At 66.7% G+C, this 22,310-nt stretch carries 19 protein-coding genes; 9 read left to right on the top strand and 10 right to left on the bottom strand.

From position 1 onward, the window contains the following. Positions 1-49: 49 nt before the first annotated feature. The 5 genes from ATE59_RS03035 to ATE59_RS03055 form a co-directional block, all read right to left on the bottom strand. Positions 50-1,270, bottom strand: coding sequence for a hypothetical protein (locus tag ATE59_RS03035; protein ID WP_058811144.1), 1,221 nt, complete (start codon positions 1,268-1,270; stop codon positions 50-52). Between the two features lie 216 nt (positions 1,271-1,486). Then, positions 1,487-2,929, bottom strand: a complete 1,443-nt coding sequence (gene tldD / locus ATE59_RS03040; RefSeq protein WP_058811297.1) for a metalloprotease TldD — start codon at positions 2,927-2,929, stop codon at positions 1,487-1,489. A 161-nt stretch (positions 2,930-3,090) separates the two neighbouring features. Continuing rightward, positions 3,091-3,429 (bottom strand): ferredoxin FdxA, encoded by a 339-nt coding sequence (fdxA, locus tag ATE59_RS03045; RefSeq protein ID WP_003043060.1) that lies wholly within the window; start codon positions 3,427-3,429, stop codon positions 3,091-3,093. 81 nt (positions 3,430-3,510) lie between these two features. Beyond that, on the bottom strand, positions 3,511-3,840 hold the full coding sequence (locus ATE59_RS03050; protein WP_003043057.1) for an RNA-binding S4 domain-containing protein: 330 nt from the start codon (positions 3,838-3,840) through the stop codon (positions 3,511-3,513). Next, on the bottom strand, positions 3,840-6,656 hold the full coding sequence (locus ATE59_RS03055) for a helicase-related protein (RefSeq protein ID WP_058811298.1): 2,817 nt from the start codon (positions 6,654-6,656) through the stop codon (positions 3,840-3,842). The genes ATE59_RS03050 and ATE59_RS03055 overlap by 1 nt, the downstream gene beginning before the upstream one ends. A gap of 271 nt (positions 6,657-6,927) precedes the next feature. Between ATE59_RS03055 and ATE59_RS03060 the strand changes: the two genes are divergently transcribed. The 4 genes from ATE59_RS03060 to ATE59_RS03075 are packed head-to-tail and all read left to right on the top strand — an operon-like array spanning position 6,928 to position 12,335. Next, on the top strand, positions 6,928-8,484 hold the full coding sequence (locus tag ATE59_RS03060) for a M23 family metallopeptidase (protein ID WP_058811145.1): 1,557 nt from the start codon (positions 6,928-6,930) through the stop codon (positions 8,482-8,484). A 52-nt stretch (positions 8,485-8,536) separates the two neighbouring features. Continuing rightward, complete coding sequence (hemB, locus tag ATE59_RS03065) at positions 8,537-9,535, top strand: porphobilinogen synthase (RefSeq protein WP_058811146.1); 999 nt, start codon at positions 8,537-8,539, stop codon at positions 9,533-9,535. Next, the gene (locus ATE59_RS03070; RefSeq protein ID WP_058811147.1) at positions 9,532-11,784 is read left to right on the top strand and encodes a spermidine synthase; all 2,253 of its coding nucleotides are present in this window, start codon (positions 9,532-9,534) and stop codon (positions 11,782-11,784) included. Before hemB ends, ATE59_RS03070 begins: the two co-directional genes overlap by 4 nt. After that, positions 11,781-12,335 (top strand): gamma carbonic anhydrase family protein, encoded by a 555-nt coding sequence (locus ATE59_RS03075; protein WP_058811148.1) that lies wholly within the window; start codon positions 11,781-11,783, stop codon positions 12,333-12,335. The genes ATE59_RS03070 and ATE59_RS03075 overlap by 4 nt, the downstream gene beginning before the upstream one ends. Positions 12,336-12,363: 28 nt before the next feature. Here the strand turns inward: ATE59_RS03075 and ATE59_RS03080 are convergent, their stop codons facing one another. From ATE59_RS03080 to ATE59_RS03100, 5 genes are read right to left on the bottom strand one after another with little or no spacing between them, the layout of a single operon-like run. Continuing rightward, the gene (locus tag ATE59_RS03080) at positions 12,364-13,035 is read right to left on the bottom strand and encodes an inner membrane-spanning protein YciB (RefSeq protein WP_082657270.1); all 672 of its coding nucleotides are present in this window, start codon (positions 13,033-13,035) and stop codon (positions 12,364-12,366) included. Next, positions 13,032-13,958, bottom strand: a complete 927-nt coding sequence (gene ftsY, locus ATE59_RS03085; RefSeq protein ID WP_003043042.1) for a signal recognition particle-docking protein FtsY — start codon at positions 13,956-13,958, stop codon at positions 13,032-13,034. Before ftsY ends, ATE59_RS03080 begins: the two co-directional genes overlap by 4 nt. Continuing rightward, entirely contained in the window at positions 13,955-15,253 is a 1,299-nt protein-coding gene (locus ATE59_RS03090) for a MiaB/RimO family radical SAM methylthiotransferase (RefSeq protein WP_003043041.1), read from the bottom strand. The genes ftsY and ATE59_RS03090 overlap by 4 nt, the downstream gene beginning before the upstream one ends. Further along, positions 15,250-16,056 carry a diaminopimelate epimerase gene (gene dapF / locus ATE59_RS03095; protein ID WP_003043039.1) on the bottom strand — a complete coding sequence of 269 codons (807 nt, stop codon included), beginning with the start codon at positions 16,054-16,056 and terminating at the stop codon, positions 15,250-15,252. The genes ATE59_RS03090 and dapF overlap by 4 nt, the downstream gene beginning before the upstream one ends. Before the next feature lie 51 nt (positions 16,057-16,107). Further along, a complete protein-coding gene (locus ATE59_RS03100) occupies positions 16,108-17,739 on the bottom strand; it encodes a putative bifunctional diguanylate cyclase/phosphodiesterase (RefSeq protein ID WP_003043036.1) in 1,632 nt (543 codons plus the stop codon). A 266-nt stretch (positions 17,740-18,005) separates the two neighbouring features. On the opposite strand from ATE59_RS03100, the gene ffh reads away from it, so the two are divergent. The 5 genes from ffh to ATE59_RS03130 all read left to right on the top strand — a co-directional run bounded on the left by ffh (position 18,006) and on the right by ATE59_RS03130 (position 22,296). Further along, positions 18,006-19,466: a signal recognition particle protein gene (gene ffh, locus ATE59_RS03110; protein ID WP_058811149.1), complete on the top strand. Its 1,461-nt coding sequence runs from the start codon at positions 18,006-18,008 to the stop codon at positions 19,464-19,466. 45 nt (positions 19,467-19,511) lie between these two features. Continuing rightward, positions 19,512-20,093: a 30S ribosomal protein S16 gene (rpsP, locus tag ATE59_RS03115; RefSeq protein WP_003043030.1), complete on the top strand. Its 582-nt coding sequence runs from the start codon at positions 19,512-19,514 to the stop codon at positions 20,091-20,093. A 4-nt stretch (positions 20,094-20,097) separates the two neighbouring features. Further along, the gene (gene rimM / locus ATE59_RS03120) at positions 20,098-20,607 is read left to right on the top strand and encodes a ribosome maturation factor RimM (protein WP_058811150.1); all 510 of its coding nucleotides are present in this window, start codon (positions 20,098-20,100) and stop codon (positions 20,605-20,607) included. Positions 20,608-20,691: 84 nt separating this feature from the next. Next, entirely contained in the window at positions 20,692-21,405 is a 714-nt protein-coding gene (locus ATE59_RS03125; RefSeq protein ID WP_058811151.1) for a peptidylprolyl isomerase, read from the top strand. A 96-nt stretch (positions 21,406-21,501) separates the two neighbouring features. After that, positions 21,502-22,296: an outer membrane protein assembly factor BamD gene (locus ATE59_RS03130; RefSeq protein WP_040589805.1), complete on the top strand. Its 795-nt coding sequence runs from the start codon at positions 21,502-21,504 to the stop codon at positions 22,294-22,296. Positions 22,297-22,310 lie beyond the last annotated feature (14 nt).

Below are 22,310 nucleotides of genomic sequence, written 5' to 3' on the forward strand. Positions count from 1 at the left end.
ACTCCATAGACGGAGACGCGTGAACCGAGCCTGAAAGCGCCGGCGGAAATCAGCAGGCGCCGTCGGGCAGCGGGATGCCGAGCGGTCCCTTGCACTTCTTTTTCTTGGGCGGTTCGGCGGGGGTGCTGGCGCTGCCGCTGCTGCCGCCCATCGCGCCCATGCCGCCCATATCGGCGCCGACGAGCAGCATGGTGTGCGACCGGAAGCGCACCTTGGCGGTCCAGTCGATATTCCACACCGCATTGCCCGCGGGCTTGGGCGGATAGGAGAAATTGGCTTCGGGACCGAAGGCGTTAAGATTGCCGATCATCATTTCGCCCGACGCTTTCTTGACCTCGGCCGGGATCTGGCAGCTTGTCTGCGATGGCGGCATCACGATCTTTTTCGTGATCAGGTTGGCGACGACCGACGGGGGGAGCCAATCCCACAGGCCGCCGCCGAATTCCTTCGATGCGCTGCTCGTCCACCAGACCATGTCGCCATTGCCGCCGCCGCGGTCCATGCCGCCGATCGTCCATGCGACATAGCCGGTCGCGGGCTGGAGCGCGCCCCAGCGGATCATCACCGATCCGTCGGCCTGTTGCGCGGTCGAGGCCTGGAGACCCGGCATATAATCCTGCGCGAGATTGAAATTGATGTCCGACCCGACATTGCTGTTGATCCGGTGCGCCCCGATCAGCGACGACCCCGCCTGCGGCTGTTTGCCGCCCTTGCTGTTCGGCCAGTCGACATAGGATTTGCTGTTCGCCTGGCTGACCTCGCGGATGATCGGCACCGCGCTCGAGAACAGGCCCGGCGGAACCTGTCCCGCCGCGACCTTGGCAAAATCGATGATGACAGGCTGGCCGGGACCGGCCTTGGCGCCGCAGCCCCAATAGAGCAGCAGTCGCCCCTTGGGCCGTTCGAATTCGGGGGTGTAGCTGCCTTCGGCCCGCGGCGGCGCGATCAGCGGCACCGATTTGCCGAGCTTGGCCTGCGGTTCGAAATAATGATCGCCCTTGGGCGGCGGCGCGGTCGGCGACTGATCGGAGCCGAGACGGAGGTTGAGCGTGTAGGCGACGCGGCTCGACGGGTCGCCGCCGAACATCATGCTCATCGCGCCGCCCAGGCCGCCGCGACCGCCCCCCGCCATCGCGGCGAAACCCGACATCGTCGCGACGTCCATTTCATAACGTTCCTTGGGGCCCATGGTCTTTTGCGCCGATCCCGGAACGGCGGCGAGCATCGCGGCAACGGCGGCGACGGACACGAAACGCAGACTCGAACGCATGCAAACCTCCCTGTTGTGGGGGTGCCCCACGGATGATGCGACCGAAATCTATTCTTGTTTGGTCCTCTATATGCGCGGATCGGGCGAACGCCAAGTGAGGGCTGTCACAGTCTTCGTCATTGCGAGCGAAGCAAAGCAATCTCGAGTCATCGCCGTCACGCGAGGCCGGGCGCTTGAGATTGCTTCGTCACTTCGCCCTTCGCGATGACGCGATTGTCAGGCTGTCCCGCCGACCGTCAGACCGTTCACCAGCAGCGTCGGCTGGCCGACGCCCGCGGGGACGCTCTGGCCCCCCTTGCCGCAGATGCCGATGCCTTCGTCGATCGCCATGTCGTTGCCGATGCCGCTGACTTTGGTCAGCACGCTCGGCCCGTCGCCGATCAGGGTCGCGCCCTTGATCGAGTCCCCGATCTTGCCGTTCTCGATCTTGTAGGCTTCGGTGCAGCTGAACACGAACTTGCCCGACACGATGTCCACCTGTCCGCCGCCGAAGCTCTTGGCGAAGATGCCGTTCTTGACGCGGCTCAGCAGCTCGGCGGGATCGTCGTTACCACCCCGCATGAAGGTGTTGGTCATCCGCGGCATCGGCGCGTGCGCAAAGCTTTCGCGGCGACCATTGCCGGTCGGTTCGACGCCCATCAGCCGCGCATTGAGGCGGTCCTGCATATAGCCCTTGAGGATGCCGTCCTCGATCAGCACGGTCTCGCCCGTAGGCGTACCCTCGTCGTCGATGCTGAGCGAACCGCGGCGACCGCCGCCGACCGGGCTTTCCATCGCGCCGTCGTCGACCACGGTGACGCCCGCCGCCGCGACGCGTTCCCCGATCCGGCCCGAAAAGGCGCTGGTGCCCTTGCGGTTGAAATCGCCCTCGAGCCCATGCCCGACCGCTTCGTGGAGCAGCACGCCGGGCCAGCCGGGGCCGAGCAGCACGGTAAATTCGCCGGCGGGGGCATCGACCGCGCGCAGATTGACGAGCGCCTGATTCAGCGCCTCGTCGATCGCGCGGTTCCACTGCGCCTCTTCGAAGAGGTGATCGTACATATAACGGCCGCCGAGGCCGAAATAGCCGCTCTCGCGCCGTCCATTTTCTTCGACGACGATCGAGACGTTGAGGCGGACGAGCGGGCGGATGTCGGTTGCGAGGAAGCCGTCGGCGCGGACGATTTCGACCACCGACCAGCTACCCGCGAGCGCGACCGACACCTGCACGATACGCGGATCGCGCGCGCGCGCAGCGGCGTCGATCTTCTGGCAGAGCTCGACCTTCTTCGCGAAGGGGACGAGGTCGAGGGGGTTCGCCTCGTCATAGAGGTGGCGGTTGGTGCGCGGCGGCGGGCCGGCGGGTGCCTGTTTCGCGGGATCGAGCAACGCCAGCGTTTCGGCGGCGCGACGGATCGCGCCGGCGCTGACGTCGCTGGCATGCGCAAAGCCCGTCATCTCGCCCGTCACGGCGCGCAGCCCGAAGCCGGCGTCGGTCGAATAATCGGCGGTCTTCAGACGCCCGTCGTCGAAGCCGAAGCTCTCGGTCGCGCGATATTGCAGATAAAGCTCGCCATCGTCGGCCTTCGCCAGTGCCTCGCGCGCGAGTTTCTGCGCCAGATCGGGGTCGAGCGCATCGGCGCGGTAGAGGAAGCGGCGGGGATCGGTGGGGCTTGTCATGCGCATGATATAGGCGCGCATAGCGATGGCGCAAAGCCCGTTCGGTGCCGCCGTGCCGCGGCGCTTCAACGACGGGCGGTGCGCGGCCTTGCAGCGCTCCGCGTTTCAGCGGCGGCGGCTGCAAAAGAAAAGGGCGGGAAAATCCCGCCCTGTCCCTGGTCTCAGTCGCCTTCGCCCGGTTCGGGCGAGAAGAATTTTTCATATTTGTCGTCGACGCCCTTATATTCGTCGGCGTCGGCGGGGCTGTCCTTCTTGGTCGTGATGTTCGGCCATTCGGCGCTGAACTTGCTGTTCACTTCCAGCCATTTTTCAAGGCCGCTCTCGGTATCGGGCAGAATCGCCTCGGCGGGGCATTCGGGTTCGCACACGCCGCAATCGATGCATTCATTGGGGTTGATGACGAGCATATTCTCGCCCTCATAGAAGCAGTCCACGGGGCAAACCTCGACGCAATCCATATATTTGCAGCGGATGCAGGCGTCGGTGACGACATAGGTCATGGGTAAGGGCTCCCTTCGTGGCGGATTGCTGCCGCCCCTTGTTGCGATTCCCCGCCTCCTATGCCGCGTGGCGGCGATGCGTCAATGGTCCGCCGCCAGTTGCGAATCACTCTCATTTCCCGGAGAGGCCGGCGCAGAGGTCAGTCGTTCGTAACAGGCCTGCGCTTCGGGCGCGGGACCGCGGCGTGGCGGCAGGGTCAGGAGGCGGATCACTTCGATGCGTTCGCCGACCGGCAGCACGATCGTCGCGCCGGGATGGACCGCGACCGACGCGCGGCTGACGCGGCGGCCGTCGAGGCGGATATGCCCCGCCGCGACCATCGCCTGCGCGATGCTGCGCGAGCGCGCGAAGCGCAGATACCAGAGCAGCTTGTCGAGCCGGATGCTGCCTGCTGCGCCGGGGCTTGCCATCAGTCCTTGCGCGCCTCTGCCATCAGCGCGGCCAACCCGGCGAAGGGGCTGTTCGGCGACGGGCCGCGCCGGACCGGGCGGTCGGGACGGTCGGTTCGTGGTGGCCGCGCCCCGGCTTTGCCCTGCTGCTGCCCCTGCGGCCGCTGACCCTTTGCCGTGTTCGGCTTGCCGGTCTTGCCCGGCTTGGCTCGGTGCCGTGCCGGGTGTCCATCGGTCGAGGTCGTAGCCTTTGTTTCAGGCCGTTTGTCGCCCGCCTTGTGCTTGCGGCGCTTGCGCTTGTCGGCGGCCTTCAGCCCAGACCAGCGCCAGCGCTGGAGCGCGGGCTCGCCGATGCTGCGAAAGCCGAACGCCTGCAGCAGCGCGCGGCGCGTTTCCTCGTCAAGCCCGAGCGAGGTGGCGAGCGCCGGGTCGATGACGAAGCCGGGCGGCGGCGCGGCCGAAACCCCATGACCTTCGTCGGCGCCGTCAGGATGGTCGGCATGATGTTCGGCTGCACCCGCGACGGGCTCGGTCGGCGGATGCGCGGCCTTCAGACGTGCGGCATGGGCCTGACGCGCCAGCTTTTCGGCCATGTCGATACGCAGCCATCCCGAGGCGCAGCGGCGGAAACCTGCGATGCGCAGCCCGCCGTGATGGCCGGTCTTTTGCAGCACCGCGCCCTGCGGCGGCAGCGCCGGGATCGGCGCGCTTCCTTGTTGCGCCGCAAGCAGCGCGGCGCGCCAGCGCACGGCTTCGGGCTTGAGCAGCAGGTGATGAAATAGGTCGAGCGACCCGACGGTCAGCCCCAGCTTGCGCAGATAGGGACGCTCTTCGGCGCTCATCGCGCCCAGTTGCGCCTCGACCTGCGCGCGCGGCGCCATGCCGCCGCCATCGACGAGCGCGGCGAGCAGCGCGCGGACATGCGGCGGGGTGAACAGGTCGCCCGCCGCTTCGCCCATCGCGGCCAGCGGCGCGGCATGGCGCGCGAGCTGTTCGGCGACGAAAATCTGCAACCGCTCGGCGATCGCTTGCACCTGCTGCGGTTCGAGCCGCCGAAGCGACGGGTCGATCTGGATCGCCGGCTGTACAAGTGTCGGGCCGCGCGCGAGTGTCGCGATCGTCTGGCCGTGCCAAGCGAGCCGCGGCGGCGCGCCGGCTTCGCTGACCAGTTCGATCGCCTTGTCCTCGCCGCTTGCAAGCAGCGCGGCGCGGCGGGCGAGTTCGGCGCGCAGATGCTTCTCGGCGGCGGCGAGTAAAAGGCGGTGATCGCTGGCGCGCGCGCCGGGATCGACCTTGAACTGAAAGCCTTTGAGCGTCCCGATCGCTTCGCCGTCGACGGCGACGGTGCCGTCGGGGCCGACCGCGACCGGCAGCGCGGCGTGGCGCTGCCCCGCATCGCGGATCAGCAGCGCCAGGCGGCGATCGACGAAACGCTGTGCGAGCGCCGCATGCAGCGCGTCGGACAATCGCGATTCGAGGTCCTGCGTGCGCTCGGTCCATCCGGCGCCGCCTTCGATCCAGTCGCCCCGCTGGGCGATAAAGCATAATGTGCGGACCGCGGCGATGCGGCTCGCGAGCTGGTCGATATCGCCATCGACCTGGTCGAGCCGGGCGAGGCGGCGCGCGAACCAGTCGGGGTCGATCATCCCGTTGCCGCTTGTGCGCCATTGCCACAGCTTGAGGACGGTGCGGCTATGATGTTCGGGGCCGAGCTGTTCGAAATCGGGGAGGCCGCACACGTCCCACAGGCGCTGCACCGCGGCGGCTTCGTCGGCGCGTGCGCGCACCTCCATGTCGCTCGCCAGATGCTTGAGCACCGCAATATCGACGGCTTCGGGGGCCGGGCGCAGCGCCTTGTGCTCGGGCGGCCGCGCAAGGTCGGCGATCAGCGTGTCGAGCGTATCGAAGCGCGGCGCCGGATTGCGCCAGAACAGGCTGGTCAGCGGCGGGAAATGATGCCCCTCGATCGCGGCGATTTCTTCGGGCGTGAAGCCGCCCTGTGGCTGGCCGACAGTGCCGAAACTGCCGTCCTGCTGGTGCCGCCCGGCGCGTCCGGCGATCTGCGCCATTTCCGATATGGTCAGGCGGCGGACCCGGCGCCCGTCGAATTTGTGCAGGGAGGCGAAGGCGACATGCTGGACGTCGAGGTTCAGCCCCATGCCGATCGCGTCGGTGGCGACGAGATAGTCGACTTCGCCCGCTTCGAACATCGCGACCTGCGCGTTGCGCGTCTTGGGGCTGAGCGCGCCCATGACCACCGCGGCGCCGCCCGAAAAGCGGCGCAGCATTTCGGCGATCGCATAAACCTCCTCGGCCGAAAAGGCGACGATCGCCGATCGTTTGGGCAGGCGCGACAGCTTTGCTGCGCCGGCATAGCTCAGCGTCGAAAAGCGCGGCCGGCTGATGACGTCGATTTCGGGAACCAGATCGCGCACCAGCCCCTTGATGCTCGCCGAACCAAGGATCATCGTCTCTTCGCGGCCGCGCGCGCGCAGCACGCGGTCGGTAAAGACATGGCCGCGCTCGGGGTCGGCGCCGAGTTGCGCCTCGTCGATGCCGACGAAGGCGACGTCGCGATCGACCGGCAGCGCCTCCATCGTTCCCAACACATAGCGCGCTTCGGCGGGCCAGATGCGTTCCTCGCCAGTGACGAGGGCGACCTGCGCGGGCCCTTTGATCGCGACGACCCGGTCATAGACCTCGCGCGCCAGCAGGCGCAGCGGAAAACCGATCATTCCGCTGGCGTGCGCCGTCAGGCGCTCGACCGCCAAATGGGTTTTGCCGGTGTTGGTGGGGCCAAGGACAGCCTTGACCGGGTGGGAGGAGTGGGACGGCATTTTCTTGGATGCAACGCTGGCACGGGCGGCGCGGCGGCGCAACAGCGGATCGACGAAGGCGGGGCGATCCGGTCGATTTCCCGATCGCGGCACATCATAACCCGCACGTGCCACGACTGGCCGCAAGCCCGCGCGTTCGCGTGGCCGTTAAATTGACTTTAACGGCCTTTGTTTACAGACCTCGGGTCGAAAACATCATCGACGGCCGGGCTTTGGGGGCCCGTCGAGCGGGGGTTGCGATTTGTTTCAGCGTCACGAACCCATCGCGGGTATGTCGGGCAATGCCGCGACCCTGTCGATGTCGCAGGCGATTTCGCTGCGCCGTGCCGCGGACGAATCGCCCCGCGCGCTGTCCTGGATCGACGCGCTGCGCGACCGTTTCGCGCATATCGACCTCGTCCCCGACCTTGGCGACAATATCGGATCGGCGGAATGGTGGCGCGGGCTGGCCACGCTCACCTTGCTGTGCGGCACGGCCATATCGACCTTTCCGGGGCTGAAACCGCTCGAGATCGGCGGCGCTCCGGCGCTCGACGCATCGGACTTCAACGAAGCGCGCGCGCAGATGATCGTGCCGATCGCCTATGGTGGCGACACCGGGCGCCATATGGCGGCGACCGACGCGGTGCGCCCGCTGGCCCAGACGCCCGAACGGCCGCAGATCGAACTCACCGCGACGCTGGGGCAGGGCGACAGCTTCGCCCGCGTGCTCGAACGCTCGGGCGTCGGCAGCCCCGATGCGCAGGCGATCGCCAGCCAGGTCGCGGGCGCCGTGCCGCTGTCCGATATCGCCGCGGGAACGCGGATCGACCTGATCCTCGGCCGCCGCGCCGCGCGCACGATGCCGCGCCCGGTCGATGCACTCGCGATGCGGGCGCGCTTCGACTTGCGGATCGAGATGGAGCGTATCGACGGCCGACTGGTGATGCGCCGCATCCCGATCGCGGTCGACAATACACCGCTGCGCATCCGCGGCCGGGTCGGCGACAGCCTCTATCGCTCGGCGCGCGCCGCCGGCGCACCGCCCGAGGCGATCCAATCCTATCTGCGCGTGATCAGCCGCCAGATTTCGGTCGGCAGCGATATTAGCGCATCGGACGAATTCGACATCATCCTCGACCATCGCCGCGCCGAAACGGGCGAGAGCGAGACGGGCAAGCTGCTTTACGCCGGGCTGGTGCGCGGCGGAAAACCGAAGCTGTCGATGATCGAATGGACGGTCGATGGCCGCACCCAATGGTATGAGGCGTCGGGCATCGGGCAGCAGCGCGGCGGCATGATCCGTCCGACGAACGGCCGCATCACCTCGACCTTCGGCATGCGCCGCCACCCGATCCTCGGCTACACGCGCATGCACAGCGGCGTCGATTTCGGCGGCGGCTACGGCGCGCCCATTTATGCGGTCAGCGACGGCGTGGTGACGATCGCGGGGCGGACCGGCGGTTTCGGCAACTATGTGAAACTGAACCATGGCGCGGGTCTGGGCACCGGTTACGGCCATATGAGCCGCATCGCGGTGCGCCCCGGTCAACATGTCAATCGCGGTCAGGTCATCGGCTATATCGGGTCGAGCGGCCTGTCGACCGGCCCGCATCTTCACTATGAAGTCTATCGCAACGGCGTTGCGGTGAACCCGCTGTCGGTCAGCTTCGTGACGCGCGCGCAACTCGAAGGCAAGGCGCTCGCCGATTTCCGTGCCCGCATCCGCCAGCTCACCTCGGTCTCGGTCGGCGCCGCGCTGACGCCGGTCGCCGCCCGGCCCGCCGAAGGGCCCAAGCTCGGTTCGCTGGCCGACACCGCATCGAAGCGGGCCGGCGGAGGAATCTGACGGCGGCCAATATCCATTTGCCCGGCGGCCAAGCGCCGCTATGCACACGGGCATGACTCACGCCGCTTTCCCCGACCTGCGCCTGCGCCGCACCCGCCGAACCGCCTGGAGCCGCGCGATGGTGCGCGAGACGCAGTTGACCCCCGCCAATCTGATCTGGCCGCTATTCGTCTGTCCGGGCGACGGTGTCGAAGAACCGATCGCCAGCCTGCCCGGCGTGTCGCGATGGTCGGTCGACCTGCTCGTTGCGCGCGCGCGCGATGCGGTCGACGCGGGCATCCCCTGTCTCGCCCTCTTTCCCTATACGCAGCCCGACCGGCGCAGCGAGGACGGCGCCGAAGCGCTCAATCCCGACAATCTGATATGCCGCGCGACCGCGGCGATCAAGGACGCGCTCGGCGATGCGATCGGCGTGCTGACCGACGTCGCGCTCGATCCCTATACCAGCCACGGGCAGGACGGGCTGATCGACGCGGCAGGCTATGTCCTCAACGACGAAACGGTCGAGGTGCTGGTCGGCCAGGCGCTCAACCAGGCGCGCGCGGGCGCGGACATCATCGCGCCCAGCGACATGATGGACGGACGCATCGGTGCGATCCGCGAAGCGCTGGAGATCGAGGGCTTCGGTCATGTCCAGATCATGAGTTATGCCGCCAAATATGCGTCGGCCTTCTATGGCCCCTTCCGCGATGCGGTGGGATCGCGCGGGCTGCTGAAGGGCGACAAGAAGACCTATCAGATGGACCCCGCCAATGTCGAAGAGGCGCTGCGCGAGGTCGAACAGGATCTTGCCGAGGGCGCCGACAGCGTGATGGTCAAGCCGGGTCTGCCCTATCTCGACGTCGTGCGCGCGGTGAAGGACGCGTTCGCGGTGCCGGTCTATGCCTATCAGGTGTCGGGCGAATATGCGATGATCGAGGCCGCCGCGGCGGCAGGTGCGGGCGACCGCGATGCGCTCGTCCTCGAAACCCTGCTCGCCTTCCGGCGCGCCGGCGCGTCGGGGGTTCTGAGCTATCACGCACTTCACGCGGCGAGGCTGCTCACTGCATGATCGCTTCCGCTTCGCCGCGTCGGCCCCTGTTCGTTCTGACCATCTTGGTCGGCAGTTTCCTGCTCTTCCTCGTTCAGCCGATGGTCGCCCGCATGGTGTTGCCGCGGCTCGGCGGGGCGCCGGCGGTGTGGAACAGCGCGATGCTTGTCTATCAGGCGCTGCTCCTTGGCGGCTATGCCTATGCGCATTGGCTCGGGCGTTTCGCGGTGCGGCGGCAGGCGATGATCCATCTCGGCCTGCTGCTCGTTGCGGCGCTGTGGCTGCCGGTCGGTCTTGCGCGGATCGCACCGCCGGCACCGGGGCAGGAGGCGCTGTGGGTGCCGCTCCTGCTCTTTGCCTCGATCGGTCCCGTCTTCTTCGCGGTTTCGGCGCAGGCGCCGTTGATGCAGCGCTGGTTCGCCGCCGATCCGCGCGCCGGCGATCCCTATTTCCTCTATGCGGCTTCGAATCTGGGCAGCTTCGCCGGGCTGATCAGCTATCCCGCGCTCGTCGAACCGCTGTTGCCGCTCGCGAAACAGAGCATCGGCTGGACGCTGGGCTATGTTCTGCTGTTCATGCTGGTTGCGGCCGCCGCCGCGGCGCGCTGGGGACGCGGCCCGGAAAGCGTTCAGCCGACCGACGCCGCGGGTGACGAGGCCAGGCCGGGTTGGCGGCGACAGGTGCATTGGCTGTTGATCGCCGCAGTTCCTTCGGGCCTGATGCTGTCGACGACGACGCATCTGACGACCGATATCGTCGCGATGCCTTTGCTCTGGGTGTTGCCGCTCGGGCTCTATCTGCTCAGCTTCGTGATCGCCTTTTCCAGCTGGACGTCGCTGACCAACGTCATCGTGACCATCGCCCCGGCGCTGCTGCTGCTCGTCGGCGGGCAAGCGCTGCTCGGGACGGGCGGCGGAACGATGCTCGTCGCGCTGGCGAGCCTCGTCATGCTGTTCGTCGTCGCGACCGCGCTCCACGGCTATCTCTATTTCCTGCGGCCGGGACCGCGGTATCTGACCCTGTTCTATCTCATCATGTCGGCGGGGGGCGTCCTTGGCGGCGCCTTCGCGGCGCTGGTGGCGCCGCTCGTCTTCAATTGGGTCTATGAGCATCCGGTGCTGGTGCTTGCCGCGGCGATGCTTTTGCCGCTGCCTGCATTGCTGCCGTGGGAAAAATGGCTGGGACTGCGCCGCCCGCTACCCGTCGTCGCCGCACTGGTCGCGATTGCGGCCTTCGCATCGTGGAAGCTTGTGGCGACCTGGGACGGGACGCTGCACGGCGCGCATGTCGTCTGGGCGGCGATCATCGTGGCGGTCGGTCTGCTCGTCATTCGCTGGCGCTGGGCCTATGTCACCGTGCTCTTCCTCTTGATGCTCGGATTCGGGGGCGTCCAGACGCTCGAAAAGGGGCGCGACGGGATGCGGGTGCGCAGCTATTTCGGTATCTATACCGTCACCGACGACCGCTATCATCAGCAGCGGCGGCTTGCGCATGGCACGACGCTGCACGGGCTCCAGCGCACGACGCCCGGCCACGAACTCGATCCGACTACCTATTATGGCCATCAGTCGGGGGTCGGCCTGACGCTCGACAGGCTGCCCGAACTCGCCGGGCCAGATGCCGCCGTCGGCATTGTCGGCCTGGGGACGGGCACCTTGTCCTGCTATCGCAAAGCCGGGCAGCACTGGACGATCTTCGAAATCGACCCGGTCATGGCCGATATCGCGCGCGACCCCACCAAATTCACCTTCCTGTCGCGCTGCGCCGCCGATACGCCGATCGTGATCGGCGACGCGCGCTTGCAGATCGCGAAGCTGCCGCCGGCGCGCTTCGATGTGCTGGTCATCGATGCCTTTTCGTCGGACGCGATCCCGCTGCATCTGCTGACGCGTGAAGCGTTCGACGCCTATACGCGCGCGCTGCGCCCCGGCGGTATCCTGCTCGTCCATATCTCGAACCGTTTCTTCGATCTGGAACCCGTGCTTGCCGCCGAGGCGCGAGGGCGCGGGTGGAGCGCGGCGATCCGGCTCGACCCGGGCCCGGAGGACAGCGAGTTCGGCGATCTCACCGGATCGAACTGGGTGGCGCTGACGGCGACGCCCGCCCGCCTTGCCCAGTTGACGCACGGCCTGCGTCCCCGTCAGAGTGCCGCCGCGAACGACGCCTGGGTCGCGCTGCGTGGTGAGTCGGGGTTCCAGCGCTGGACCGACGATTATGCGTCCACGCTACCGATACTTCTCTGGGGCAATCTGATCGGGAAACATGAATGACCTACACCGACGTCAGCATCATCAGCGTCAACGGCAAGTCGCCGCAAATCGATCCGAGCGCCTTCATTGCGCCGGGTTGCCGGATCATCGGCGACGTGACGATCGGACCCGACGTCAGCATCTGGTATAATTGCGTGCTGCGCGCCGACGTCAGCCGCATCGTCGTTGGCGCGCGGTCGAATATCCAGGACGGCAGCGTCGTGCACTGCGACGGACCCATGCCGGGCCGCCCCGAAGGGTATCCGACGATCATCGGCGAGGATGTACTGATCGGCCATATGGCGATGGTGCACGGCTGCACGCTCGCCGACCGCGCCTTTGTCGGACTGAAGGCGACGGTGATGAACGGCTGCCGCATCGGCAGCGACGCGATGCTCGCGGCGGGCGCGCTGTTGACCGAGAATAAGGAAATTCCGGACCGCGAACTATGGGCGGGGTCGCCGGCGCGCCGGGTGCGCGAGATCGGCGACGCGCAGGCGGCGGGAATGCAGATGGGCGTTGCCCACTATGTCCTCAACGGACGGATGCACAAGGCGGCGATCGACGGCTGATTACCGCCTCTGGCCTCAAAGCCGACGCCTATTTCGCTTCGCCGTCCGGAACCGCCAGCCCGTTCTTCAGCATCACCGGCACCTGCGTCAGCGTGAAGAGGAAGGACAGCGCGGTCACGCCCCAGACCTTGATCGTCAGCCAAGTATCGAAACTCATCCGCCCGGCTTCGATCAGCACGTACATCACATGGTTCGCGATGCCGAGCGAGGCGAAGAACAAGCCCCAGTTGCGCGACAGCAGCAGCCAGCCGCGTTCGGTCATCCCGTCGAGCGCCGACTGGAGCAGATATTTGAGCATCGGCTTCTTGAACCACCAGCCGCCGAGCAGCATCAGCGCAAAGACCGCATAGATGATCGTCGGCTTCATCACGATGAATTTGGGATCGTGGAGATAGACGGTCAGCGCGCCGAACCCGATGACGAGGATACCCGACATCCACAGCATCGGCGAAATCCGCCCGAGCTTCCATTTCGAGATGCCCATCGCAACGAGGATCGCGACCATGAAGGCGATCGTGCCCTTGATCGCGCCCGTAGTCGCGGCGAAGGCACCCTGCCCGCCGGCGGTGAACTTGTAGGTCAGGAAAAAGACGAGCAGCGGACCGAAGTCGATCGCGAAGTTCAGCCAGCCATGCTTGGCGGGCGGCGCGGCGGGGACGGGTTCGGGGCCGCCGGGAAGCTGGTCGAGCGGTTCGCTCATCGGATATTTCCTGCAATGATGCCCGCGATCTCGTCGGGGTCGAAGGGGCGCAGATCGTCGATCGTTTCGCCGATGCCGATCGCGTGGATGGGAAGGCCGTGGCGTTCGGCCGCAGCGACGAGGACGCCGCCGCGCGCGGTGCCGTCGAGCTTGGTCATCACGAGCCCGGTCACGCCCGCCACGTCACGGAACACGTCGATCTGCGACAGCGCATTCTGGCCGGTGGTTGCGTCGAGAACGAGCACGACGTCGTGCGGTGCTGCGGGGTTGAGGCGGCCGAGTACGCGCTTGATCTTGGCCAGCTCGTCCATCAGCTCGCGCTTGTTCTGGAGCCGCCCGGCGGTGTCGACGATCAGCACGTCGATGCCTGTCGCGGTCGCCTGCTTGACCGCATCGAACACGATGCCCGCCGCGTCGCCGCCCTCGGGTCCGGTGACGATCGGCACGCCCAGCCGTTCGGCCCAGACCTTGAGCTGGCCGATCGCGGCGGCACGGAAGGTATCGCCGGCGACCAGCATCACGCCATAATCCTGTTCCTGGAACAAATGCGCGAGCTTCGCGATGGTCGTGGTCTTGCCCGATCCGTTGACCCCGATCACCAAAATGACCTGGGGGCGGGGGAAGGCATCGATTTCAAGCGGCTCGGCGACCGGACGCAGCACCGCCGCAATCTCCTCGGCCACGACCCGGCGCAATTCGTCGGTGCCGTTCGCTGCGACGTCGCGGCGTTCGGACAGGCGATCGCGGATACGCGCCGCCATGCCGGGGCCAAGGTCGGCGGTAATCAGCGCTTCCTCGATCCGGTCGAGGTCGTCTTCGTCGAGGCGCGACTTGCCCGTCAGTCCCGCGAGATTTTCGCCAAGCCGTTCCGACGTGCGCCGAAAGCCGCCGAGCAGCCGCTCGCTCCAGCTCGGTCCGCTCATCCCGATATCCTTTCCGCAATCATTCTGTCGCCGTCGCGTGCGCCCGCCCGGACCGGCACGATGGCGCCCGGTTCGGCGGGCGCGGTCAATGTCAGCGCGGCGAAGTTTTCGGCATGGCCGGTTCGGCCGTCGCGCTCGACCAACATGGTCGTTGCCGACCCCGTCAGCCTGTCCAGCCAGGCATGACGCCGCCGCGCATTGGCCTCGCGCAGCCGCGCCGCCCGCTCGCGCGCCATGCCGCGTCCGACTTGCGGCATTCGAGCCGCGGGCGTCCCGCTGCGCGCGCTGTAGGGAAAGATGTGACCGAAAACGATGTCGCAATCGTCGATCAGCGCCAGACTGTTCGCGAACATGGCGGCATCCTCGGTCGGAAAGCCCGCGATCAGGTCGGCGCCGATCGCGATGGCCGGGCGCGCGGTCTTCAGCCGTTCGACCAGCCGCACGGCATCGGCGCGGCGGTGGCGGCGTTTCATCCGCGTCAGCACCATGTCATCGCCCGCCTGCAGCGAGAGATGAACGTGCGGCATGATCCGCGCCTCCTGCGTCAGCAGCGCGAACAACGCCGCGTCGATGCGGTGCGGATCGAGCGACGACAGGCGGAGCCGTTCGAGGGGCAGGCGCAGCAAGGCTTCGACCAGCGCAGCAAGGCTGGTGCCGCTGTCGTCGCCATAGCTGGCAAGATCGACCCCGGTCAGCACGATCTCGCGCTGGCCGCGGTCTATCGCCGTCCGGGCCGCTGTCAGGATCGATTCGACCGTTGCCGAGCGGGCGGCTCCGCGTGCCAGCACCGTCGCGCAGAAAGTGCAGCTATGCGAACAACCGGTCTGGACGCCCAGAAAGGCGCGGGCGTGGTCGGCGCCGGAGAGGGCGGGGGTGTAGGGAACGGAAGAACGGCCCTTCGACAGGCTCAGGGCGAACGGTGACGGAGGAGCTCCGTCATCCATCTCCGCTCGTGCCGAGCTTGTCGAAGCACCGTTTTCGACTTGGTAGCTTGCCGTTAGCCCCTTCGCATCGTTGGCGACCACCCGCGCACCCATTGCGGCAAAGCGCTCGGCCTCCAGTTCGGCGGCGCAGCCGGTAACGACCACCGCAGTGTCGGGGCGCTCGCGTAGCGCGCGCCGCACGGCCTGGCGGGTCTGGCGCACCGCTTCGTCGGTCACCGCGCAGCTGTTGAACACGATCGTGTCGCGCGCTGTGGCGCGCGTCGCGGCGGCGCGGATCGCTTCGCCTTCGGCCAGGTTCAGCCGGCACCCGAAATTGACGACCTCGACCCGGTCGGCTTCGGCAACGCTCATCCGAATTGCGCCCAGTCGGTCTCGCCCTCGAACACGCGGGTCGCCGCGCCGCTCATCACGATCGGCTCGCCGGGGGACCAGCGGATCACCAGATCGCCGCCGGGCAGCGACACGGTGACGGGCGATTTGACGATGCCGGCGCGGATGGCGGCGACCGCGGTCGCGCACGCGCCCGTGCCGCACGCCTGCGTCAGCCCGACGCCGCGTTCCCAGACGCGAAGCTGAAGCTGATTTTCGCCGTCGAGGCTGGCGACATTGACGTTGACCCGCTCGGGAAACAGGGGGTCGGTCTCGATCCGCGGGCCCAGGTCGCCCAGTGCGACCGCATCGGCTTCGGGGACGAAGAAAATGATGTGCGGATTGCCGACATTGACCGCCGCGCCATGTTCCAGTTCGTCCCAAGCGACGGGCATGTCGCGGGTGTCCATCGGCATGGCGAGCGGAATATGCTCCCAGTCGAAGACGGGTTCACCCAGCACGACTTCGGCGCCGCCGTCGGCGGGGGTCACGCGCAGCATTCCGCCCAGCGTTTCGATGACTGCGGGCTTGCCGATCAGCGTGGCGACGCAGCGCGTCGCATTGCCGCACGCCTCGACCTCGCTGCCATCGGCGTTGAAGATACGCATTTTGACGTCGGCCTTCGACGACGGTTCGAGCAGGATAAGCTGGTCGCAGCCGATGCCGTGGCGGCGATCGGCAATCGCATGCGCCCGCGCCGGCGTCATCTCGACGCTGTTCGCGCGCGCATCGATCACGACGAAGTCGTTGCCGAGGCCATGCATCTTGGTGAAGCGGTCCGCCATAGTCCGCGCATGTAAGGGCGCCGACGGGCGAAGTCTAGCGATGTGGCGGCGTCAGGCCGTCTTGCGCAGCACTTCCTCGTCGCCGGCGGGCGGCGGCGTTTGCGGCAGCGCGGGCGCGCGGAGCAGGCCGCGGTCGGCAAGCAGGCGCGCCGTGTCGTCGGCGGACGCGGCGCGACCGAAGAACCAGCCTTGGCCCTTCGCGCAGCCGAGCCGCGTCAGTTCGATGGCGGTTACTTCGTCTTCGACGCCTTCGGCAGTGATCGGCATGGCGAGGCTTTCGCCGAGGCGCACAATTGCCACCACAATCGCCTGCGCATCGGGGCTGCCGCGCATCGCGGCGACGAAGCTGCGGTCGATCTTGATGCGGTCGAAGGGCAGCGCACGCAGGTGCGACAAGGAACTATAGCCGGTGCCGAAATCGTCGAGGCTGAGCGACACGCCCTGATTCTTGAGGCTGGTGACGATCGAGCGGACGAGCGGCAGATTTTCGAACAGCGAGCTTTCGGTAATCTCGACCTCGAGCTGGCTGGCGGGGTAGCCCGTTTCGACCAGCAGCTTGGTGAGCTTCTGGCTGAACCAGGGGTCCTTGAGCTGTTGCGGAGAAATATTGACCGCGAGAATGATCGACGGATCCCAGCCTTTGGCGATTTCCATCGCGCGGCGGATGACCAGCAGGGACAATTCGCCGATCAGCCCGCTTTCCTCGGCGATCGGGATGAAGCGTTCGGGCGGGATCATACCATATTCGGGCGAATCCCAGCGCATCAGCATTTCGAAGCCGACAAGGCGGCCGGTCGCGATGTCGACCTGCGGTTCGAAAAAGGGAATGAACTCGCCGCGCGGCATGCCTTCGCGGATGCCGTTTTCGATCTGGTTGCGGACCTGGACGGCCATTTCCATGCCCTGCTCGAACCAGCAATAGCGGTTCCGACCCTCGTCCTTGCAGTGATACATCGCGATGTCGGCCTGGCGGATCATGGTTTCCATCGTCATGCTCGCGTCGCTGGCAAGCGCGATGCCGAGCGAGGCGCCGATGCGGATATGCTGCGCATCGTGGGCGACCGAATCCTCGAGCGACGAAACCAGTGCCGCGGCGAGCGCGTCGATGTTGGCGCGCGCGGCGGGCTCGAACGGGATCATCGCGACGAATTCGTCGCCACCGAGCCGCGCCTTGGTCGCATTGGGCGGCAGGATGGCGGTGATTCGCTCGGCCGCGACCTGCAACACGCGGTCGCCCGCGGCGTGGCCGTGGATGTCGTTGACCGTCTTGAAATGGTCGAGGTCGAGCAGGAACAGGGCAACGTTGCGCTTTTCGGCCACGGCGCTGGCGATGAGCTGCTGCCCCGCAACGATCAGCGCGCGGCGGTTCAGAAAGCCCGTCAGCGGATCGGTGTCGGCCAGATAGCGCGCGCGCTGTTCGGCCTCGGTGCGCTCGCGAATCTCGCGGTTGAGGTCTTCGTAACGGCGCCAGCCGAACAGGATCAGCGCAACATTCAGGATCAGCGCCGCCGACAAGACCTTGTCCGGCCCGCCGCCGATGCCGATCAGCGTCTGCACCACCGCCTGCATCACATTGCCGCCGGTGCCGACGAACATCACGATCGCGGCGACGACGATTCCCCCTGCGATCATGTCGCGTCGGGCGTCCTCGCTACGGTTTCGCGGCTTCATCGTCGAATTCATGCTATAGTCCCCACCATTCGCCGCATATGCCGGCAAAGCGGTGAAATTTGCGTTAAGTGGCGCTTGGTTGCGATCGCGAAGCCAGCGGGCGGTCCGACTTGCCTTTGTGGGCGATCTCGCCTAAGGAGCCGCCGTTCGCCCATTGGATTCGGGTGGGCATATCGACATCCGCGACGGAATTTCTGTCCACGGATAGCCGCTGGTTGGCGAGGTTTCGCTCACCGGCGTGTTTTGCGTTGCGGATCGAGAGAAGGGTTTGGAAGCGCATGTTCGACAGTCTGAGCAATCGGCTTGGCGATGTTTTCGGGAAGCTCCGCGGCCGCGGTGCGCTGACCGAGGCTGACGTGCGCGCGGCGATGCGCGAAGTGCGCATCGCACTGCTCGAAGCCGACGTCGCGCTGCCCGTGGTGCGCAGCTTCGTCGACCAGGTCACCGAACTTGCGGTCGGTCAGAATGTCCTGCGCTCGGTCACGCCGGGGCAGCAGGTCGTCAAGATCGTCAGCGACGCGCTGACCGAAATGCTCGGCTCCGAAGCTGCCGAACTCGACCTTGCCGTCACGCCGCCCGCCGTTGTGATGATGGTCGGCCTTCAGGGGTCGGGCAAAACGACGACGACCGCGAAGATCGCGAAGCGGCTGAAGGACAAGGAGCGCAAGAAGGTGCTGATGGCGTCGCTCGACGTCAATCGTCCCGCCGCGCAGGAACAGCTCGCCGTCCTCGGTAGTCAGATCGACGTCGCGACCTTGCCGATCATCGCCGGGCAGCAGCCGGTCGAGATTGCGCAGCGCGCCATGCAGGCGGCGAAGCTTCAAGGCTTCGACGTGCTGATGCTCGATACCGCGGGCCGCCTCCACGTCGATCAGCAATTGATGGACGAGATGCAGGCGGTATCGCGCACGGCGAATCCGGCTGAAACGCTGCTCGTCGTCGACAGCCTGACCGGTCAGGACGCGGTGCAGGTCGCGCAGCGCTTCACCGAACAGGTGCCGCTGACCGGCGTCGTGCTCACCCGCATGGATGGCGATGCGCGCGGCGGCGCCGCGCTGTCGATGCGCGCCGTCACCGGCAAGCCGATCAAATTCGCGGGCACCGGCGAAAAGCTTGACGGTCTTGAAGTCTTCCAGCCCTCGCGCATCGCGGGCCGCATCCTCGGCATGGGCGACGTCGTCAGCCTCGTCGAACGCGCCGCCGAGACGATCCAGGCCGAAGAGGCCGAGGCGATGGCGAAGAAGATGGCGAAGGGTCAATTCGACCTCGACGATCTTCGCACGCAATTGAACCAGATGCGCCGCATGGGCGGACTGGGTGCGCTGGCGGGCATGATCCCCGGCCTGAAAAAGGCGCAGGCGGCGATGGCGCAGAGCGGCACCGACGACAAGGTGCTGGTCCATTTCGACGCGATCATGGGCTCGATGACGCCAAAGGAACGCGCGAAGCCCGAAATCATCAATGCGAAGCGCAAGATCCGCATTGCCAACGGGTCGGGCACCACGGTGCAGCAGGTGAACAAGGTGCTGAAAATGCACCAGGAAATGTCCACTGCGATGAAGAAGATTCGCAAGATGGGCGGCCTCAAGGGCCTTGGCGCCCTCCTCGGCCGCGGCGGCGGCATCCCCGGAATGGGCGGCGGTGGCATGGGCGGCGGCGGCGGTGTCGGCGGACTGCCCGGCCTTGGCGGTGCCGGACTTCCGCCCGATCTCGCCAATCTGCTGAACAAGAAGAAATAACCCGGAAAATCAAAGTCAAAGTTAGAAAGTCAGAAGGAAAATATCATGGCTACCACCATTCGCCTTTCGCGCGGCGGTTCGAAAAAGCGCCCCTATTACAAGATCGTCGTTGCCGATTCGCGCAGCCCGCGCGACGGCCGTTTCATCGAACGCATCGGCAGCTACAACCCGCTGCTCGGCAAGGATAATCCGGACCGCGTCAAGCTCGACGCCGAACGCGCGAAGCATTGGGTTTCGGTTGGCGCGCAGCCGACCGACCGCGTCGCCCGCTTCCTCGACGCCGCAGGTGTGAAGGAACGTTCGGCCCGCAACAACCCGAACAAGGCTGTCCCGGGCGAAAAGGCCAAGGAACGCGCCGAAGAAAAGGCCGCGAAGCTGGCCGAGGCCGAAGAAGCTGCGGCGGCCGCCGCTGCGGCTCCGGCTCCGGCCGAAGAAGCTGCTCCCGAAGCGGCTGAATCGGATGCGACCGGCTCGGTGAAGAGCGAAGAAACCGCCGAAGCGGTTGCCGACGCGGTTGCCGAGGAGGTTCCGGCCGACGCGAGCGCCGACGATGCGGCTGCGATCGCCGAAGAAGTTGCCGAAGGCGGCCCCGTCGCCGAAGCCGGCGAAGAAAAGGCCGAAGGCTAAACCCTTGGCCGCCGCCGATCGTCCCGTCACCCTGGCCGCCATTGCCGGCGCGCACGGGGTGCGGGGCGAGGTGCGGCTCAAATTGTTCGGTGAAGGCGCGGAGGCTCTCCGCGCCTTTTCCGTTTTCGACGCCGGCGCCCGCAAGCTGACGCTGAAATCGGTACGCCCCGCCAATCAGGGGGCGGTGGCAAGCTTTGCCGAAATCGCCGATCGCAGCGCCGCCGAAGCGCTGCGCGGTACGGTGTTGACGGTCCCGCGCTCGGCGCTGCCGTCGCTCGCGCCGGGGGAATATTATCATCACGACCTGATCGGCCTGCCCTGCGTTTCGACCGACGGCGAGGCCGTCGGTCATGTCGTGGCGGTCGAGAATTTCGGCGCCGGCGACATATTGGAAATCGAACGTCCGGCCGAAGCGGGGCACAAGCCGAAGCGCTTCATGGTGCCGATGACCGCGCAGGCGGTTCCTGCCTGGAACGCCGAGGGCGTGACCGTAGCGGCGGCCTTCGTCGAATAGGCGTCGGCGCAAGGGCTTGGCGTTCGCTGCCGGGGCGTCTAGCCTGACCGCCCGCCAACCAGAGAGAGGTCCGCAGAAAGGTCCATGTTCGCTCCCCTTATCCTGTCGCTCGTCTTTGCGGTGCAGTCCGTTCCGGCACAGACCACGCAACTGCCCCCGCCGCCGCCGCCCGTTCCGGCGGCCGTGACGCCCCCGGTGGAGGTCGCGGCGCCCGATACGCGGCCTTATGTCGCGCTCAAGACCGACGCGGGCACGATCGTCGTTCGGCTGGAGGACAAGCGGGCGCCGATCACCAGCGCCAATTTCCTCCGCTATGTCGACAGCAAGCGCATGGACGGGTTCAAATTCTATCGCACGACGCGCAGTTGGGGCGAAGGAAACAAGCTGATTCAGGCGGGCAACCGCGGTGACCCGCGAACCAACTTCCCGCCGATCGCGCATGAGCCGACGACGAAAACCGGCCTTACCAATTGCAACGGTGCGCTGGTGATGGCGCATTTGCGCCCCGGCGATGCGACGACCGATTTCTTTTTGCTGCTGTCCGACATCAAGGGCTTCGACGCCGACGCGCCTGGCGGCGATGGAGCGGGTTTCGCGGTATTCGGCGAGATTGCTTCGGGGCGCGACGTCGCGGAAAAAATCTACGCGATGCCGGTTTCCGAGACCGCGGGCGAGGGCGTGATGCGCGGCCAGATCCTCGATCCCGCCGTGACCATCCTGTCGGCGCGCCGCGTTCCGGCGCCTGCCGATGCACCCAAAGGCTGTGTGGTGAAGGCGCCCCCGGTTCCGGCGCCGTGACGCCCCCGGGCGCCGCCGGACGATTTGGTTCGCGAAGCCGACGAAAGACATGATCATTTATTTTGCGTTCATCTGCGCTGTGGCTATACCGCGCCCATGACTCAGCGCCCTTCCTCTCGCGCCGCCGTGCGCCTGATCGCCGCCGCCCTCGTGATTTCGCCGCTGCTCGCGGCCTGCGCCGGCGGGGGTGGGGTCAAGAAGGACACGCGCTACGTCGCGCGTGACGTGAATACGCTCTATCGCGCCGCGCAGGATCGTCTCGACCGCGGCCAGTACAAGATCGCCGCGGCGCTGTTCGACGAGGTTGAACGCCAGCACCCCTATTCGCCTTGGGCGCGCCGGGCGCAGCTGATGAGCGCCTTTTCCTATTATATGGACCGCGAATATACGCCGTCGATCGAATCGGCGCAGCGTTTCCTGTCGATCCACCCCGGCAACAAGGATGCGCCTTACGCCTATTATCTGATCGCGCTCAGCTATTATGAGCAGATCAGCGACGTGACCCGCGACCAGAAGATCACGCAGCAGGCGCAGGCCGCGCTGGGCGAGATTGTGCGACGCTATCCCGATAGCCGCTACGCCGCCGATGCGCGGTTGAAGCTCGACCTTGTCCGCGACCATCTGGCGGGCAAGGAGATGGAAATCGGCCGCTTTTACGAGCGCAGCTCGAACTGGCTCGCGGCCTCGATCCGCTTCCGCGAAGTCGTCGACAAATATCAGACGACCAGCCACGCGCCCGAGGCGTTGTTCCGACTGACCGAATGCTATCTCGCGCTCGGCGTTCCCGAAGAAGCGAAGAAGTCGGCGGCCGTCCTCGGCGCCAATTATCCCGGCAGCAAATGGTACGAGCGCGCGTACAAGCTGATGGAAAAGCACGCGCCCAGCGCCTGATGCATCGCGCGATA

Origin of the sequence: Sphingopyxis sp. A083, from assembly GCF_001468495.1 — a bacterium.
GTDB classification, from domain to species: domain Bacteria; phylum Pseudomonadota; class Alphaproteobacteria; order Sphingomonadales; family Sphingomonadaceae; genus Sphingopyxis; species Sphingopyxis terrae.

Coding starts and splice junctions, on each gene's coding strand:
- ATE59_RS03035 (WP_058811144.1), bottom strand. CDS start 1,270: ATGCGTTCGAGTCTGCGTTTCGTGTCCGTCGCCGCCGTTGCCGCGATG.
- tldD (WP_058811297.1), bottom strand. CDS start 2,929: ATGACAAGCCCCACCGATCCCCGCCGCTTCCTCTACCGCGCCGATGCG.
- fdxA (WP_003043060.1), bottom strand. CDS start 3,429: ATGACCTATGTCGTCACCGACGCCTGCATCCGCTGCAAATATATGGAT.
- ATE59_RS03050 (WP_003043057.1), bottom strand. CDS start 3,840: ATGGCAAGCCCCGGCGCAGCAGGCAGCATCCGGCTCGACAAGCTGCTC.
- ATE59_RS03055 (WP_058811298.1), bottom strand. CDS start 6,656: ATGCCGTCCCACTCCTCCCACCCGGTCAAGGCTGTCCTTGGCCCCACC.
- ATE59_RS03060 (WP_058811145.1), top strand. CDS start 6,928: ATGTCGGGCAATGCCGCGACCCTGTCGATGTCGCAGGCGATTTCGCTG.
- hemB (WP_058811146.1), top strand. CDS start 8,537: ATGACTCACGCCGCTTTCCCCGACCTGCGCCTGCGCCGCACCCGCCGA.
- ATE59_RS03070 (WP_058811147.1), top strand. CDS start 9,532: ATGATCGCTTCCGCTTCGCCGCGTCGGCCCCTGTTCGTTCTGACCATC.
- ATE59_RS03075 (WP_058811148.1), top strand. CDS start 11,781: ATGACCTACACCGACGTCAGCATCATCAGCGTCAACGGCAAGTCGCCG.
- ATE59_RS03080 (WP_082657270.1), bottom strand. CDS start 13,035: ATGAGCGAACCGCTCGACCAGCTTCCCGGCGGCCCCGAACCCGTCCCC.
- ftsY (WP_003043042.1), bottom strand. CDS start 13,958: ATGAGCGGACCGAGCTGGAGCGAGCGGCTGCTCGGCGGCTTTCGGCGC.
- ATE59_RS03090 (WP_003043041.1), bottom strand. CDS start 15,253: ATGAGCGTTGCCGAAGCCGACCGGGTCGAGGTCGTCAATTTCGGGTGC.
- dapF (WP_003043039.1), bottom strand. CDS start 16,056: ATGGCGGACCGCTTCACCAAGATGCATGGCCTCGGCAACGACTTCGTC.
- ATE59_RS03100 (WP_003043036.1), bottom strand. CDS start 17,739: ATGAATTCGACGATGAAGCCGCGAAACCGTAGCGAGGACGCCCGACGC.
- ffh (WP_058811149.1), top strand. CDS start 18,006: ATGTTCGACAGTCTGAGCAATCGGCTTGGCGATGTTTTCGGGAAGCTC.
- rpsP (WP_003043030.1), top strand. CDS start 19,512: ATGGCTACCACCATTCGCCTTTCGCGCGGCGGTTCGAAAAAGCGCCCC.
- ATE59_RS03125 (WP_058811151.1), top strand. CDS start 20,692: ATGTTCGCTCCCCTTATCCTGTCGCTCGTCTTTGCGGTGCAGTCCGTT.
- ATE59_RS03130 (WP_040589805.1), top strand. CDS start 21,502: ATGACTCAGCGCCCTTCCTCTCGCGCCGCCGTGCGCCTGATCGCCGCC.